18 protein-coding genes are annotated in these 15,729 nt (G+C 58.4%); 12 read left to right on the top strand and 6 right to left on the bottom strand.

The annotated features are described in order from the left end of the window. Window positions 1–55: 55 nt before the first annotated feature. Both urtB and urtA read right to left on the bottom strand, forming a co-directional pair. On the bottom strand, window positions 56–2,011 hold the full coding sequence (gene urtB, locus ACU0FH_RS19955; RefSeq protein ID WP_446196478.1) for an urea ABC transporter permease subunit UrtB: 1,956 nt from the start codon (window positions 2,009–2,011) through the stop codon (window positions 56–58). Between the two features lie 72 nt (window positions 2,012–2,083). Beyond that, on the bottom strand, window positions 2,084–3,364 hold the full coding sequence (gene urtA / locus ACU0FH_RS19950; RefSeq protein ID WP_446196477.1) for an urea ABC transporter substrate-binding protein: 1,281 nt from the start codon (window positions 3,362–3,364) through the stop codon (window positions 2,084–2,086). 431 nt (window positions 3,365–3,795) lie between these two features. Here urtA and ACU0FH_RS19945 point away from each other — a divergent pair, with 431 nt between their 5' ends. From ACU0FH_RS19945 to ureG, 10 genes are all read left to right on the top strand, one after another. Further along, window positions 3,796–4,599 carry an urease accessory protein UreD gene (locus ACU0FH_RS19945; protein ID WP_446196476.1) on the top strand — a complete coding sequence of 268 codons (804 nt, stop codon included), beginning with the start codon at window positions 3,796–3,798 and terminating at the stop codon, window positions 4,597–4,599. Between the two features lies 1 nt (window position 4,600). Beyond that, window positions 4,601–4,903, top strand: coding sequence for an urease subunit gamma (locus ACU0FH_RS19940; protein WP_088633650.1), 303 nt, complete (start codon window positions 4,601–4,603; stop codon window positions 4,901–4,903). A gap of 24 nt (window positions 4,904–4,927) precedes the next feature. After that, window positions 4,928–5,122 carry a hypothetical protein gene (locus tag ACU0FH_RS19935; RefSeq protein WP_446196475.1) on the top strand — a complete coding sequence of 65 codons (195 nt, stop codon included), beginning with the start codon at window positions 4,928–4,930 and terminating at the stop codon, window positions 5,120–5,122. Next, on the top strand, window positions 5,119–5,424 hold the full coding sequence (locus ACU0FH_RS19930; RefSeq protein WP_238369918.1) for an urease subunit beta: 306 nt from the start codon (window positions 5,119–5,121) through the stop codon (window positions 5,422–5,424). The genes ACU0FH_RS19935 and ACU0FH_RS19930 overlap by 4 nt, the downstream gene beginning before the upstream one ends. Before the next feature lies 1 nt (window position 5,425). After that, on the top strand, window positions 5,426–5,767 hold the full coding sequence (locus tag ACU0FH_RS19925) for an antifreeze protein (protein ID WP_446196474.1): 342 nt from the start codon (window positions 5,426–5,428) through the stop codon (window positions 5,765–5,767). Between the two features lie 12 nt (window positions 5,768–5,779). Next, window positions 5,780–7,531, top strand: a complete 1,752-nt coding sequence (ureC, locus tag ACU0FH_RS19920) for an urease subunit alpha (RefSeq protein ID WP_446196473.1) — start codon at window positions 5,780–5,782, stop codon at window positions 7,529–7,531. A gap of 131 nt (window positions 7,532–7,662) precedes the next feature. Then, window positions 7,663–7,896 (top strand): hypothetical protein, encoded by a 234-nt coding sequence (locus ACU0FH_RS19915; protein ID WP_446196472.1) that lies wholly within the window; start codon window positions 7,663–7,665, stop codon window positions 7,894–7,896. A gap of 269 nt (window positions 7,897–8,165) precedes the next feature. Further along, window positions 8,166–8,618: an urease accessory protein UreE gene (ureE, locus tag ACU0FH_RS19910; RefSeq protein ID WP_446196471.1), complete on the top strand. Its 453-nt coding sequence runs from the start codon at window positions 8,166–8,168 to the stop codon at window positions 8,616–8,618. Continuing rightward, complete coding sequence (locus tag ACU0FH_RS19905) at window positions 8,608–9,261, top strand: urease accessory protein UreF (RefSeq protein WP_446196470.1); 654 nt, start codon at window positions 8,608–8,610, stop codon at window positions 9,259–9,261. The genes ureE and ACU0FH_RS19905 overlap by 11 nt, the downstream gene beginning before the upstream one ends. After that, a complete protein-coding gene (gene ureG / locus ACU0FH_RS19900) occupies window positions 9,258–9,869 on the top strand; it encodes an urease accessory protein UreG (protein ID WP_446196469.1) in 612 nt (203 codons plus the stop codon). Before ACU0FH_RS19905 ends, ureG begins: the two co-directional genes overlap by 4 nt. On the opposite strand, the gene ACU0FH_RS19895 is transcribed toward ureG, so the two are convergent. From ACU0FH_RS19895 to ACU0FH_RS19885, 3 genes are all read right to left on the bottom strand, one after another. Then, complete coding sequence (locus ACU0FH_RS19895; RefSeq protein ID WP_446196468.1) at window positions 9,870–10,310, bottom strand: response regulator; 441 nt, start codon at window positions 10,308–10,310, stop codon at window positions 9,870–9,872. Beyond that, window positions 10,307–11,746: a PAS domain-containing sensor histidine kinase gene (locus tag ACU0FH_RS19890; protein ID WP_446196467.1), complete on the bottom strand. Its 1,440-nt coding sequence runs from the start codon at window positions 11,744–11,746 to the stop codon at window positions 10,307–10,309. The genes ACU0FH_RS19895 and ACU0FH_RS19890 overlap by 4 nt, the downstream gene beginning before the upstream one ends. Before the next feature lie 123 nt (window positions 11,747–11,869). Next, window positions 11,870–12,565: a response regulator gene (locus tag ACU0FH_RS19885; RefSeq protein ID WP_446196466.1), complete on the bottom strand. Its 696-nt coding sequence runs from the start codon at window positions 12,563–12,565 to the stop codon at window positions 11,870–11,872. A gap of 234 nt (window positions 12,566–12,799) precedes the next feature. Between ACU0FH_RS19885 and ACU0FH_RS19880 the strand changes: the two genes are divergently transcribed. Then, window positions 12,800–13,549 (top strand): sensor histidine kinase, encoded by a 750-nt coding sequence (locus ACU0FH_RS19880; RefSeq protein WP_446196465.1) that lies wholly within the window; start codon window positions 12,800–12,802, stop codon window positions 13,547–13,549. 144 nt (window positions 13,550–13,693) lie between these two features. Next, window positions 13,694–14,353, top strand: coding sequence for a response regulator (locus ACU0FH_RS19875; RefSeq protein ID WP_446196464.1), 660 nt, complete (start codon window positions 13,694–13,696; stop codon window positions 14,351–14,353). 88 nt (window positions 14,354–14,441) lie between these two features. On the opposite strand, the gene ACU0FH_RS19870 is transcribed toward ACU0FH_RS19875, so the two are convergent. Beyond that, on the bottom strand, window positions 14,442–15,629 hold the full coding sequence (locus ACU0FH_RS19870) for an MFS transporter (protein ID WP_446196463.1): 1,188 nt from the start codon (window positions 15,627–15,629) through the stop codon (window positions 14,442–14,444). Window positions 15,630–15,729: the final 100 nt, after the last annotated feature.

The raw sequence follows: 15,729 nt of genomic DNA, 5'->3' as shown, positions 1-15,729 counted from the left end.
CCCCCCGGAGTATTTGAGGCAAGAGGAAAGCAGGGGATGAGCGATGCCATGGCTGTCAGTCTCCTGCCGCGCGGCCCTTGAGGGCGATGATGCCCCGGGGGCGGAACTGGATGAAGATGATGATGAAGACGATCATGTAGGTCTGGGCCGCCAGCGTGTTCGACGGGTTCAGCCATTCGACGCCTTTCTGGAAAAAGCCGATCATCGTGGCCCCGGCGAGCGTGCCCCAGATATTGCCGACGCCGCCGACCACCACGGTCATGAAGGACTGGACGATGTAGTCCTGTCCAAGTTCGGAGGTGACCTTGGCGAAGAGGCCGATGGCGACCCCGGCGATCCCGGCGATACCCGAGCCAAGCCCGAAGGTGAGCATATTGACCTTGTCGGGATTGATGCCCATGGAAGCGGCCATGCGCGGGTTCTGCGTGACGGCCCGGGTTTCGAGGCCAAGGCGGGTTTTCTTCATGATGAACAGGAAGATGCAGAGGAAGATCAGCGCCAGCACGAAGATCGCGATACGGATGTAGCTGATGCCGATCACGTCGTTGATCACCAGCGCGCCATCGAGCCATTCCGGCGAGGTCAGAGGCCGGGCCTGCGTGCCAAAGATGTTCTTGGCGATCTGTTGCAGCGCGATGGAGATGCCGAAGGTGGCGAGCAGCGTCTCCAGCGGACGGTCATAGAGCCAGCGGATCACGAGGCGCTCCATTGCAACCCCGGCGGCGAAGGTCACCGCGAAGGCCAGTGGCAGGGCCACGAGGATGGAGACCGTGTAATTGGGGATCACCTGTTGGACCACGTAGCCGGTATAGGCGCCCATCATGATGAATTCGCCATGGGCCATGTTGATCACCCCCATGACGCCGAAGGTGATCGCCAGACCGATGGCCGCGAGGAAGAAGATCGATGCCAGTGACAGCGCGTCGAGTGTCAGGTCGATGGCCTGGGACGCGCCGACATTGCGGGTGATCGCGGACATCGCATCTTCGGCGGCATCGGTGACCGCCGTCGACGGCTCGATATAGGCGTCGTAGAATGTATGCGCGGAAAGGGCCGTGTCGATTTCCCCTTGGCTGACGAAGGGCGGCACGAGGTCTTCGGCCATCAGGGCACGATAGGCACGCTCGCGGGCCTCGATCGTGTTCAGCTGTGCGACCGGCACGCCGCCCACGAGTGCCCCGTCAATATTCGCCGTCAGGGCGTTCATGAGATCCGCGTCGGAGACGCGCGCCGGGGCCATGCCTGCATCGACCAGCATGGCATAGGCTTCGGCGCGCGGCAGGGCGTCAGTTCCGGGTGTCAGTTGGCGGGCAACGTTATCAGTATCGGGAATTTCGCCTTCGACCACCTTGCGGCGGGTCTGCAGCAGCGGGTTCAGCGTACCGCGCACGTCGAGAGAGATATCGCCGGACACGTCACCGATCGCTTCGAGCCGGGCGGACTCATTTGCGTCGTAGCTGATCGTCAGCAGCCGTTCGAGCCGTTCCTTCTTGGCGCGGATCGCCGGATCGGGTTCATCGGGGATGGAGGCGCGCAGCGGCTCGAGAAGCGCGGCCTCGGCATCGCGTTCGATGGCCTGAAGCGCATCCCAGCGCCGCGCGGGATTGGGATCGGTCAGTTGAAAGCGGACCAGCGCGACACCGATCAATGCGCGGATACCGCTATTGGGTTTGATCTGGTCGAAATCGTCATCGGGCACTTCGCCAAGGTCATCGCCCGTGTCGAAGTCGAAGATCCGCAATGTATCGCGGTCGATCTCTTCGGCCCAGAAGAACTTGCCGTCGCTTTCGCGCAGCCACATCTCCCGGTTCTGCCATTTCTGAAGCACCACCTGCGCTTCGGGCAATCCGCTTTCAGCAATCGCGTCGATAGCGGGGCCGATTGTCCGGCGCGAGCTTTCCGAAATCAGGTCACGGTTTTGCGCCAGCAGGTCCTGTACGGGCGTTTCCTGCGCCTCGGGCGAGGTCGCAAGCAGGAGGAATGCGGTCAGAGCCGCGAGAATGCGCCACATCGGTATTCTGTACCCCTTGGGTGGACGAGAGGGGAAAGCCCCCTCTCGCCGGTATGTGCAGGGAGATCAGGTTCAGTAGTTGGACTGGATCTGAACGCAGCTCTTGGTTTCGGTGTTGTACATACCGCAGCCAAGTTCCTTCCAATCCGAGATCAGAACCGCAGATTCAGGCAGATAATCCGTCCATGCATCGCCGGGGACCTCTTCGGTCTGGCTGATGATGTCGAACTGACCGTCTTCCTGAATTTCGCCGATCAATACCGGTTTGGTCAGGTGGTGGTTCGGCAGCATGGTGGCGGTGCCGCCGGTCAGGTTGGGCACTTCGATGCCATACATTGCCTCACGGACTGCGTCGACGTCGGTCGTGCCTGCCGCTTCGACGGCTTTCACGTACATGTTGAAGCCGATCACATGCGCTTCCATCGGGTCGTTCGTCACGCGCTCTTCACCGGCGAAGGCTTTCCATTCCTCGATGAACTCGGCGTTGACATCGGTATCGGCGGACTGGAAGTAGTTCCATGCCGCGAGGTGACCGACGAGGTTGGTGGTGTCGAGGCCCGACAGCTCTTCTTCGCCGACCGAGAAGGCCACGACCGGGATGTCATCCGCCGAAACACCTGCCGCCGCCAGTTCCTTGTAGAAACCGATGTTGGCGTCGCCGTTGATGGTCGAGATTACGCCGACTTTCTTGCCGTCGGCGCCCAGCGCGACAACGTCAGAGACGATCTTGGACCAGTCGGAATGACCGAAGGGCGTGTAGTTCACGAAGATATCTTCCTCGGCGATGCCCTTTTCCTTGAGGTAGCTTTCAAGGATGTTGTTCGTGGTACGCGGATAGACATAGTCGGTGCCGAGCAGGGCGAATTTCTCGACGCCAAGCTCTTCGAGAAAGTAATCGGTGGCCGGAATGGCCTGCTGGTTGGGCGCGGCGCCGGTATAAAAGACGTTCTTGGAGGATTCCTCGCCCTCGTACTGGACGGGGTAGAACATCAGACCGTTCAGTTCCTCGATGACCGGCAGAACCGATTTGCGGCTGACCGAGGTCCATGCGCCAAAGATCACGTCGACTTTTTCGACGCTCAGCAGTTCGCGCGCTTTTTCGGCAAAGAGCGGCCAGTCAGAGGCCGGGTCCACGACAACAGCTTCGAGTTCGCAGCCGAGCAGACCGCCTTTTTCGTTCTGCTTTTCGACCAGCATCAGCATGGTGTCTTTCAGCGTGGTCTCCGAGATCGCCATGGTCCCGGACAGCGAGTGCAGAACGCCGATCTTGATCGGGCAGTCCTGTGCAAATGCAGGCAGCGCGCACAGTCCGAAGGCGACAGAGCTCGCCAGTGCGGTTTTTACAAATTTCATAGAAGTCCTCCGTGCGGACAACCGGCAGCCCTGCGCTTGCCTTGTCGGCGCGCAATGCTAGCTAATCCCCCGCAACACTATCGTTGCATCCGTGTGGCGATCCTGTCGAAGTCCCATTCAGCGGATCGTCACACACCCGTTCTTTTTATTCTGCGTTTTCGCGATGTCGGGCCGGTACAGCAAGAATGTGAACGGCTCTGCCATCAACAGATTTGCGGCCCGGCCCGCACGAGACCGGGCTGTGTCGATTACTTTTTAGGCGCCGCCTTGGTAAACGCACAACGATTAAGCGCGCACCGTCGCAATCTTGACCCAAGCCGCGATTCTGACGTGTATTCACTGCTATAGAACGGCATCCATTTGATGGCCGATCAGGGCTGGTTTCGGAGGTCGCCATCAATATTCCCAGCGCTCTTTTTCCGCAGGAAACCATGCCGCGCCAGCCCCGTGCGCTTGGCAGGCTAAGGATATCCTCAAAGGCGCGCGGCGGGCGTTCCGTGCTCGACGATCTGTATCAATCCGGCGCGTCCAAGGCGCTCTTGCCGCGGGTCAGCGGCCCTGCCCTGACAGCGGTTTCCCTGAATACGGCCGGCGGAATCACCGGTGGCGATCGCTTTGACGCCACCATCAGTGCGGGCGAGAACAGCCGCCTGACCATGACGACGCAGGCAGCGGAACGAATCTACCGTGCCCAGCCCGGCGAGGTCGGCCGCATGTCGACGCGCCTTTCGGTTGCAGACGGCGCCCGGATCGACTGGCTGCCGCAGGAAACGATCCTGTTCGACCACTGCGCGTTCGAGCGTCGCCTCAGCGCCGAGATCACTGGCAACGGGCGGCTTTTGCTCGTCGAACCCGTATTAGCGGGACGGCGCGCCAGCCGCGAAGAAGTTCGGACCGCGCATTTCAGCGACCGCTATGAAATCCGGCGCGACGGTGAACTTGTCTTCGCCGATGCCACGCGGCTGAACGGGGATGTCGCAGGACATCTCGACGAACGCTTTATCGCCGGCGGCGCCCGCGCATTCGCCAGCGTTGTCTACGTCGCGGACGACGCCGAGAGCTTTCTCGCACCGCTGAAACAGCTCATGCCCGAGCGCGGCGGTGTCAGCCTGATCCGCCCCGGCGTTCTATTTGCGCGCCTGCTGGCCCCCGACGGCTACCTGCTGCGCCAAAGTCTTGTGCCGGTTATTGAACGCCTGCAAGATGCCCCGATTCCAAGAACATGGACGATTTGACATGCAATTGACCCCCAGAGAAAAAGACAAGCTGCTGGTCGCCCTTGCCGCCGAAGTTGCCCGCAAGCGACTGGCGCGCGGCGTCAAGCTGAACCATCCCGAGGCAATTGCCCTGATTACCGATGCGGTTGTCGAAGGTGCCCGCGACGGGCGCTCGGTCGCCGAGATGATGGAAGCCGGGGCCCGCGTCATCACCCGCGATCAATGTATGGAGGGCATCCCCGAGATGATCCATGACGTACAGGTCGAAGCCACCTTTCCCGACGGTACCAAGCTGGTCACCGTCCATAATCCCATCCGCTAGAATTCCGCAGAAAAGGTCTTTCACATGATCAAGCAGGCTCCCACCTACCTCGCAATCGCCCTGACAAGCCTTGCCGCCCACCCTGCCCTTGCGCATCAGGGCGATCACGCGCACCTGCACCCGCATGGCGGCGAAAGCTGGCTCGCCATCGTCGCGGCGCTCTTCGTCGTCGCCGCTGCCGTCGGCGCCTATTTCTACACCGGCGGTCCCAGAAAATGATCCCGGGCGAGTTGTTCCCCGCGCCCGGCGAAATCACCCTGAACGAAGGGCGCGAGCCGATCACGCTTCAGGTGGCCAATACCGGTGACCGCCCGGTTCAGGTCGGTTCGCATTACCATTTCGCCGAAACCAACCCCGCGCTCGACTTTGACCGGGACAAGGCGCGCGGCATGCGGCTCGATATTGCCGCCGGAACGGCCGTGCGTTTCGAACCCGGTCAGCGCCGCGATGTCACGCTGATCCCACTAACCGGCAACCGACGGGTTTTCGGTTTCAACCAGGCCGTGATGGGAGACCTCTGACATGGCACGCAAGGGTAACCAGTTCGCAACGCCTGCAGATATGATCGGGCAGTGGATGAACATGAATATGCTCTGGATCGAAACCATGTCCGTGATGTCGATGCGGATGCTCGGCATGGCCGGCATGTGGTCGGTCACCCCGTCCGAGAACAAGCGCATGGTGGCCGAGAAACCGCTTGCCTTCATGGGCTCCATTGCAGCCGCCCAACGCGCGGCCCTTGCCGGGAAACGTCCCGACCAGATCGTCGACGTCGCCGTAACCCGGCTGCGCCGCAAGACCCGTTCAAATTCCCGCCGACTGGCCAAGCGGGGCATGACCCGCCGACCCGCCCCGCGCCGCTGAAAGGACCGCCCGATGCCCGCAAAGATCGACCGCGCTGATTATGCCGCCATGTTCGGCCCCACAACCGGGGACCGCCTGCGCCTTGCCGATACCGACCTAATAATCGAGGTCGAAAACGACCTGACCGCCGAACGCGCGGCCCAGGGCCTTGGCAGCCGCAACGCGCCGATCTACGGCGAAGAGGTCAAGTTCGGCGGCGGCAAGGTGATCCGCGACGGTATGGGCCAAAGCCAGATGACCCGAGCCGAGGGCGCCGTCGATACGGTCATCACCAACGCCCTGATCGTGGATCATACCGGTATCTACAAGGCCGACGTGGGCTTGAAAGACGGGCGCATCCACAAGATCGGCAAGGCGGGCAACCCGGACACCCAGCCCGGTGTCGACATCATCATCGGCCCCGGTACCGAGATCATCGCAGGCGAAGGCCGCATCCTGACCGCGGGCGGTTTCGACAGCCATATCCACTTTATCTGCCCACAGCAGATTGAGGACGCGCTGCATTCCGGCCTGACCACGATGCTTGGCGGCGGCACCGGCCCGGCGCATGGTACGCTGGCCACGACCGTCACGCCCGGCCCCTGGCACATGGCGCGCATGTTGCAGGCCGCAGATGCGTTCCCGATGAACCTCGCCTTTGCGGGAAAGGGCAATGCCTCGCTGCCCGCCGCGCTGGAAGAACAGATCAAGGGCGGGGCCTGCGCGCTGAAACTGCACGAAGACTGGGGCACCACCCCTGCAGCCATCGATTGCTGCCTTGGCGTTGCCGATGCGATGGACGTGCAGGTGATGATCCACACCGATACGCTGAACGAATCCGGTTTTGTCGAACACACCGTCAAAGCCATGAAAGGCCGCACGATCCACGCCTTTCACACCGAGGGCGCGGGCGGCGGTCACGCGCCGGACATCATCAAGATCTGTGGCGAGGCGCATGTTCTGCCGTCGTCGACGAACCCGACGCGTCCCTTTACGGTTAACACGCTGGAAGAACATCTCGACATGTTGATGGTCTGCCACCATCTCGACAAGTCGATCCCCGAAGACGTAGCATTCGCCGAATCCCGCATCCGGCGCGAAACCATTGCCGCCGAAGACATCCTGCATGACATGGGTGCCTTTTCGATCATCGCCTCGGATAGTCAGGCGATGGGCCGCGTTGGCGAAGTGCTGATCCGTACGTGGCAGACCGCCGACAAAATGAAGAAACAGCGTGGCCGCCTGCCCGAGGAAAAGGGCGACAACGACAACTTCCGCGTTCGCCGTTATATCGCCAAGTATACGATCAACCCGGCCATCGCCCATGGCATCTCGAAAGAGATCGGGTCGATCGAGGAAGGCAAGCGCGCCGATCTCGTGTTGTGGAACCCGGCCTTTTTCGGCGTGAAACCGGAAATGGTCTTGATGAGCGGCACCATTGTCTGCGCCCAGATGGGCGACCCCAACGCCTCGATCCCGACTCCGCAGCCGGTCTACACGCGCCCGATGTTCGGCGCCTTTGGCCGGTCGCTGGAACATTCGGCGGTGACATTCGTCTCCGAGGCGGCGCAAGCCGATGGTCTGCGCGACAAGCTCGGGCTCGCGAAACAGACGATTGCGGTGCAGAATACGCGCGATATCGGCAAGGCCGATCTGCTGCTGAACAACGCCACGCCCAAAATCGAAGTGAACCCCGAAACCTACGAAGTTCGCGCCGACGGAGAGCTTCTGACCTGCGAGCCGGCCGAGGTTCTGCCCATGGCGCAGCGGTATTTTATGTTCTAAAACAGCGCCCTATGCAGCATTGCTGCAGGTGCATAACAAAAATGCTGCAATTGCATTGGTCATCAGGCCTGGGTCAGCATATCTTACCTATCAAGGACGATATGCTGACACAAATTTGAATGAGGTTCCCGATGGCAGTCACAGCTTTTGAAACGAAATCCGAAATCCGCGGCGCTGGTCTCCGTTCCGCCCTTGGCACTTTCACCGGCAGCCTGCGCGATGCATTCAACCTTTATATCGAGCGCGCCTCGCGGTCCGATCAGGTCAAGCGCCTGAACATGAAATCCGATGCCGAGCTGGCCAAGCTGGGCCTGCGTCGCGAAGACATCCCAATGTATGTTTTCCGAGACCTGATGCACCTCTGATCGCGCGCATTGTTGCAATTGCCGCGCGGCCCCTTGGGCCGTGCAGCAAAACCACAGGCACACGCCACCTCTGACGTTTTCCGCGTGCAAACCGGCGGATTACCGTGGTTTGCCAACCCCCTGATACTTGCGCTCGCCATTCTCTAATGGCATGATTCCTCAAGCGTTTCCCGAACTTTCGTCCGCTACATGCACCCGTGACAAAGCGTGCAGTGCCGCGTGGAAGAACGGGGATTGCCCGGATCTGCGCCAATCGGGGACATAACATCATGAGCGATCTGCCTACCGCCCAAATCCTGCACCGCCACGGCGCGTGGAACACGGCCGGCGACACCTGCACCCTTAGCTATGATGACCGTTTCCTGCGGCGCAAAGTGCTGGAAACCAGCGCCGGAAAACGCTTTCTGGTCGACCTCGAACACACGGAGTCGCTCGATCACGGCGACGCGCTCGAACTGAATGACGGGTCGCTTATCGAAGTGCAGGCCGCCGCCGAAGAACTGCTCGAAGTGTCGGGCGACGATCTCGTCCGGCTCGCTTGGCACGTTGGCAACCGCCACACTCCCTGCCAGATCGAAACAGACCGCCTGCTGATCCAGCGCGACCATGTGATGCAGGATATGCTGACCCTTCTGGGTGCCACGCTCCGCGAGGTGGTCGAGCCGTTTACGCCCGAAGGCGGCGCTTATGGCCACGGTCGCACACACTCGCATGAGCACTGACACACCGGACGTGATGCTGACGCTGGCGCAATGGTTTTCGCCAGCTTTCCCCATCGGTGCTTTCAGCTTTAGCCACGGGCTGGAATCCCTTGTTGAAACGGATGAAATCCGTTCCGCAGAGGATGTCGAGGCCTGGCTGAACTCGGTGCTGAATTACGGCGCGGGACGCAATGATGTGATCCTGATGGCCGCGTCTTTCCGTGCGTCCTCAACGGAGGAGATCAAGGAAGTCGATGCGCTCGCCCGGGCCCTGTCGCCGTCCAAGGAACGTCTCCTCGAAACCGAGGTGCAGGGCGAAGCCTTTATTCGTACGATCAACGAAGTCTGGGGCAGCGATCTGCCACCCCTATGCTATCCGGTGGCCATCGGTGCGTCAGCCCGAACCTGCGGCATGCCGCTGCGTGAAACAGCCTGCATGTATCTTCACGCGCTGACCAGCTCGCTCGTTTCCGCGGCAATCCGGATCGTGCCGCTAGGCCAGACCGAGGGGCAAAGCATCGTTCGCTCTCTCGCCCCGCTCTGCGATCAGCTGGGCTCGACCTACATTGATGAATCGCTTGAAGCTATCGGCTCAAGCAGTTTCATTGGCGATATCGCGTCGATGACGCACGAAGACCAATATTCGAGGATGTTCCGCTCATGAGTTCAAATCACGGCCCCCTGCGCATCGGTATCGGCGGCCCGGTCGGTGCCGGAAAGACCACACTGACCGCCGCCCTTTGCGCCGCGATGCGCGATGTTTTTTCCGTCGCGGTCATCACGAACGATATCTACACACAGGAAGATGCCGAAGCCTTGATGCGGCTTCAGGTACTGCCTTTGGACCGAATCATGGGAGTGGAAACCGGCGGCTGTCCGCATACGGCTATCCGCGAAGACGCGTCCATCAACCTCGCCGCGATTGCCCGGATGCGTGAAAGACATCCGGATCTAGATGTCATACTGATCGAATCCGGTGGCGACAACCTGTCGGCGACCTTTTCGCCGGAGCTGGCCGATTTGACCATCTATGTGATCGACGTAGCCGCAGGTGAAGAGATCCCGCGCAAAGGGGGCCCCGCAATCACCAAGTCCGACATTCTGGTCATCAACAAAACCGATCTGGCCCCCCATGTTGGCGCGTCGCTCGAAGTAATGGAACGGGACAGCATCAAGATGCGCAAAGAGCGGCCGTTCTTTTTCGCCTCTCTGCGGAAACATGAAGGGCTCGATGCGATTGTCCAATCAATCCGAGATATTGGCGGTCTTTAGTCAGGCGGTTTCATCAACGATATTCGGAAAAGCAGCCCGGTATATCTGGTAGAGTTCTTCTGCGCCCGCCGCATCCAGCGGCTTTTCGATGTACCCTCTCACCAGTGAAAAAGAGGCGGCAGCCGCCTTGTCCTTGGGATTGCCAGATGACGTGAACATCATCACGACCACGGCCTGCGGGGCTATACCAAGCTTTTGTCGATTTTCGAGTTCGGCGATGGTTTCAAACCCGTTGCGGCCGGGCATGTTGATGTCGATCAGAATCAATAGCGGCCGGTGAGGCTGTAAACCATTTTTTTCAGTGCAATAGCTTTCGAGAAACTGGTCACCGGAGCACACTTCGACAACCTCTTCGAAACCGCCGTGCTTGTCGAGCCGGCGCTTTGCTGTGTACCTGTCGACGGTTTCATCATCGATGACCATCACCGGTATCTTCATCATTCCTCTCTTTCTTCCAGTGGAATTAGAAAGCTGAATTCAGTGCCCTGCCCTTCGACGCTGTGAACCGAAATCGCGCCGCCCAGCCGTTCGATCTGTTTGCGCACCAGCGCAAGGCCGACACCCTCATTGCTTAGCTCATCGAACCTTGAGAAATAGGTAAAGACGCGCTGCAGATTGCCCCCGGAAATACCGCGCCCGTTGTCGCCCACAACCATCTGCAACTGGTTGTTTTCCCGCCGACTTGAAATCCTGATCACGTGAGATGGTTTCTCCGGGTCGCCATAGCGCAGGGCATTCGACAAAAGGTTGGCGAGTATCATGTTCAGCGCGGCGCGCTCGAGATGGACGATATCGCCGTGGCGCAGGTCAAATTCCAGTACCGCGCCCGCAGATCCAACGCACCGCAAACTGCGCCAGATTTCGACGATATCTGCGCGAAGTGAAAACCTTTCCTTGTGCAACTTGGCCTGTCCTGCCTGCGCAAGTTCGATGATTTTCTCCACCTTGCTGGCATTTGAACGGCTGATCAGCAGCGCCTCTTCTAGGTTCTTCTTCAACTCTTCGGCGTCGCCAGCTTCGAAATCCTCCAGACAAAGGCTCAGCAAGCCCTCGATTGAACAAAGCGGCGCCTTGAGATCATGACTGGCACTGTTGGCAAAGGCCGAAAGTTCGGCGTTAAGCTGCTCAAGCTCTTTTGCTTTCTGAGAAATTTCCGATCTTGTCGCCACGTGCTCGGTCAAATCGACGATGGTGCACATGATCTCGGCATCCGCCTCGTTGACAGGCGTCAGCACGATTTCAATCGGGATTTCATGCCCTTCCTTGTGAACCGCAGTAACCTTGCTCTTGCGGCCCATGGCGCGGGGTTTCATCGCCTTGCTAAATTCGATCCGGTAATCCTTGTGGTGCCTCTTGAGCTTACCAGGCACCAGCTGGTCCACGCACATCCCAATCAGGCTGTCCAAATCGTACCCAAACAGCCCACCTACCGCGCGGCTGGCAAACCTGATCGTCCCCTTTGCATCACACATGATGATGGCGCTGGCCGAGGCATCCACAATATCGCGGAAATTCTGCGAGGATGATCCCGGCGCCTCCCCTTGGCTGAGCGCAATGCAAAAAGCAGCCGATGTGCGCCCCTCGGAAGGTCCGGGAAAGATGGACACGATGACATCCCGGCCGTCCCTCGTTTTGCTGGTCTGCTTGAGCAACGTTTCCGGTGGGGTTCCACCGAGCAAAGCATGACCGGCTGTCGAATTTTGTCGGCCAAACCATACATCCACAAGAAAGCTATCGAGCGGTTTGCCTTCAACTTCACCCCGAGGTGTCTTCAGCAGTTCGGCCGCCATTAAATTACATTCAGTTATTACGCCCGATTCTGAAACGAGTAAGGCAGGAGCCGGAAAGTGATCGATAGACAATAATGTCGTCGACATATCGAGACCTCGGCCCGAAGAAGAATTCTTCATTCTTCAAGCGATGTGAGCTATTGAAAACAAGCCCACCGGTTGCTCTTCCATCTTTCATGCAAGAGTCGTCTTAGACACCCGTTTTGGACTTTAATGCCGAAATTCCTGCCGGCGCGATACCGTGTGAGGATCAAGCAGCAGTGACCACAGTTTGATACATTGACGCTCGATATTTTCCAATTCACCCGGAACATTCACGTCTTTATCCGGAAGAGCGGACCTCAGGCTTCTCATTTCACGAATGACCCGTGCCAATTTGGGCTGCAGCGCATTCGTGTATTTGGCCATGATAACGGACGTGACCTGTTCAATTTCAGATTGAACCAGCGCGTCTATTCCGGCGTTCTTTGCGGCACTTTTAATTGCTCCCACAATACTGGACTTTAAAGTCTCGGGTGTCATTTCATCTTTGGTAAGGTAATCTTCGCACCCCATCTTTAAGGATTTGACGGCAACATCCGATTTATCGTCTCCAGTAACCATGATCGTTGGGCAGGATCCGTTCACCTGATGGTTTCGAATCACCTGTAGCGCCTCAATCCCATTGCCTTGAGGAAGATTGTAATCAATGAGAATCACGTCGAACCGTTCCTGATCCAATGCTTCCTGCAAGCCCTCAATCGATGCTGTCTCATCAAGCGTTATTCCCAACGCGGTATCGTCACTCAGGCGACGGATGCGCCGTCGGTCAAAGACGCTGTCATCCAGAATAAGAGCTTTGATTCCCGGCTCTGAGCACGGGGCTTTGACGGTAACAGTTTCAATCTCTTGAATATTCTGCTTCATATCTACTCCCTTCGATAAGGTATGGCCGACGAAAACGCGCCCCTTAACATGGGAACCTAGCTTCGAACCGGTTACCCGTTGGTGAAATACGATTACGGATATTGTGAAAACTTTTAGGATTTTTGAAAGCAGCGGTGATTCGAACCCGTTGTATAATCGCCGGAATGCCGACTTAAGAATCCGTTAGGTCAAAAGCGTTACGAAGCTCAGGCTTAGCATGATCAAGGATACACGATGTCTCTGCCAGAAAGAAAAGTGGATACGAATACGTCGGCCGTTGTTTCAATTGAAAATGCCGCACAGGAATTCGAGGATTTCATATATTTAGTGAGTCATGACGTACGGAACTCCGTACGCGCGCTTCTCGAACTTCCCCAATGGATCGAAGAAGATATCATGGATGCCGGGCTGCCAATTTCCAAATCCCTGGCCGGTAACATCGAACTGATGAACACCCATACGCGACGATTGGACCGGATGCTGATCGACCTTTTGGTTTACTCGCGGATTGGGCGAATGCAGGAATCCGTTCAATTGGACTGGAACACGGTCATTGATACGACCCTTGATCAGGTTCCCGTTCCGCAGGGTTTCGAACTTAACAGGGAAATACATTCGCCAACTATCTTTCTCGGCGAACATGATGCGCTTACCCTTGTGTCTTCGCTTCTCTCAAATTCAATAAAGCATCATGACAGTGAAACCGGATTTATAAAGATATCCACCCATGACACGCCGCAGGGGCCGGTTTTGTCTGTCTGGGACGATGGCCCCGGCATTCCCAAAAAATCGCGAGAAAAAGTTTTCGAGGTCATGACGACCCTGAAACCCCGGGATGAGATCGAGGGTAGCGGTATGGGTCTGGCCAACGTCCGCAAGATCGCGACCCTGTACAAGGCGCAGATTGAATGGCTCCCCACCGAAGGCATGCGAGGCACCCGCATAGCGATCAGATTTCCAAATTCCTGTCGGACCATTGGCTAGCGATACTCACGGCTTCGCAAAAACGACCCGACAGGAAGTTTAGTAAAACCTTCGACACGCGCGCCCTTCTCACCCTGGCGAAATTAACGAAATCCGGATCGCTACCGGATACAGTCGGTTCAGGTGGCAATTCGGGGGTCGCAAATGAATGAGCCTTCAACGATCTATCCTTCGGCAGAGCCAAAAGCGGTGAATGCGCTCCTGCTTGACGATGACGAATTTGACCGGCGGCGTATCTGCCGGATGAGCGATGGGTTGGGCCTTCCCATTACGATGCATTCTGTTCCGACGCTGGAAACGATGGAACAATCCATGCAGGAGCACGCCTATGACCTTGTGCTCGTAGATTACCGGCTGGCCGATGGTGACGGTTTTTCGGCTTTGGACATTGTCCAGGCGAGTAGCAAGAACCGGAATGCCGCGACCATCATGATCTCCGGAAACGGGCAGATCGAACTGGCAGTCGCGGCACTGAAAGCCGGGTGTTCAGACTTTTTGCCGAAACAGGATATCTCGCCCGAAAGTCTGCGCTCTGCGATCCTCCAAGCGCTGGAGAATCGTGTTCAGCAGTTCGATTCTGCAATGCTGAAGCGCGAAGCTGAACAAGCGCTTATTTCAGCCTTGCGCGCCGAAAGCTTCCGCCAATCGCTGCGCCCCACCATCATGGCGGCAATGTCCGAAGCGGCGCAGTTGATCGCACGCGAGAAAAAACAGGAAAAGCACGCGCATCTGAAGGGTTATCTCATGGAATTCACCAAGGACGATGACTTTTGCTTTCAGACTGGACCACTGCGCAAGACGTGAACTGGTCTGAATGATCTCGTCACCCTGCAAAACATCACCTAACTGAGCACAGGGCGCAAACGGCGACGCGCCCGCTCCCGCAAAACAGTTACGCGGGAACGGCAGAACGTCCGCGACGCTGGAAGAACAGGTAGACCAAGACCGCGGTGACCACGAGGATGATAGCCGCTACGCCGAAGGTGCCCTCGTACCCGATCGCGCCGACCATCGGCATGCTGAAGATCGGCGAGATGAACTGACCAAGGAAGATGCTCGTCGTGATAGCGCCCGAAACAAGACCCCGGTGCTGCGCCGGCGCCGCGTTAAGCGCTACGGCAAAGAAGGTCGGCATCGTCAGGCCAAACCCGGCGCCGATACACAGCGCTGCAAGGTCGATCAGGGCCATACTGTGCACCCAGTCAAGCAAGCCAAAGCCGCAGGCCATGAAGAGGAAACCGCACGCCGGCGTCAGCCCATGCCCAAGACGGGCGTGAATTCGCCCGAAAGCAAGCGCCGTCGCGCCCCCTGCAAGCGTCACCATCGCAAGAACCTGCGCTGGCGCAGAGGCGCTGTCGAAACCGATGGTTGCGAGGTAAAACGGGATCTGCGTCGGCACGAGGTAGAACAAGACAAAGCTAAGCGCCGAAAGCGTTACGATAACCACCAGCGTCAGAACCCATCCCGCTGACCCGGCATTTTCGCCGGTGACCTCTGGGCCGGTGGATGCTTTGGCAACCGGATCCTTTACCGTGAACCAGAGATAGGGAAAGATGACAGCTCCAAGCGCGTAGATCAGGAACGGCAGGCGCGGTGACATACCCGCAAGCCAGCCCGAGAGGGCGATAAAGGCAAATCCGCTGAAATTGACGACTGCGATCTGCAGCCCCATGAACTTGCCGCGCGCTTCGCCGTCGAAATAGTCACCGATGAGAGCGGCCTGCCCCGTCATGACCATTGCAACCGAAAGCCCAAGGAACAGGCGGCTGACAAGGATGGTTTCAAGGCTTGGCAAAAGCGTCCCGGCACATCCCGCCACCGAAAACAGCAAGGCGCCCACCAATATCTGGCGCCGACGGCCAAAACGATCTGCCACCATACCGGCAAAGGGCGCAAAGAACGCCACGAGCAGCGAAGGCGCCGTGACCAGCAACCGGGTCATCAGTTCCGCGTTGGGATTGTCCGGAAAGCTTGCCTGCAACCCGGGCAGAGCCGGGCTGATGATCGTGTTGGACAGGATGGTAAGCGATGCCGCCAGCAACAATGCAACGGCCCGTGGATCTTTAAAGAACGCGAGCATGGAGTTTTCCGGAAACCTTGATATGGGTGCTTCTTAGATAGCGGCCCGAACGGATCGAAAACATGCGTGATCGCACATAACGGACGCAGCCGCTGCACAG

It is taken from the genome of Heliomarina sp. (assembly GCF_052826185.1).
This window is presented reverse-complemented; position numbering and strand designations above follow the sequence as displayed.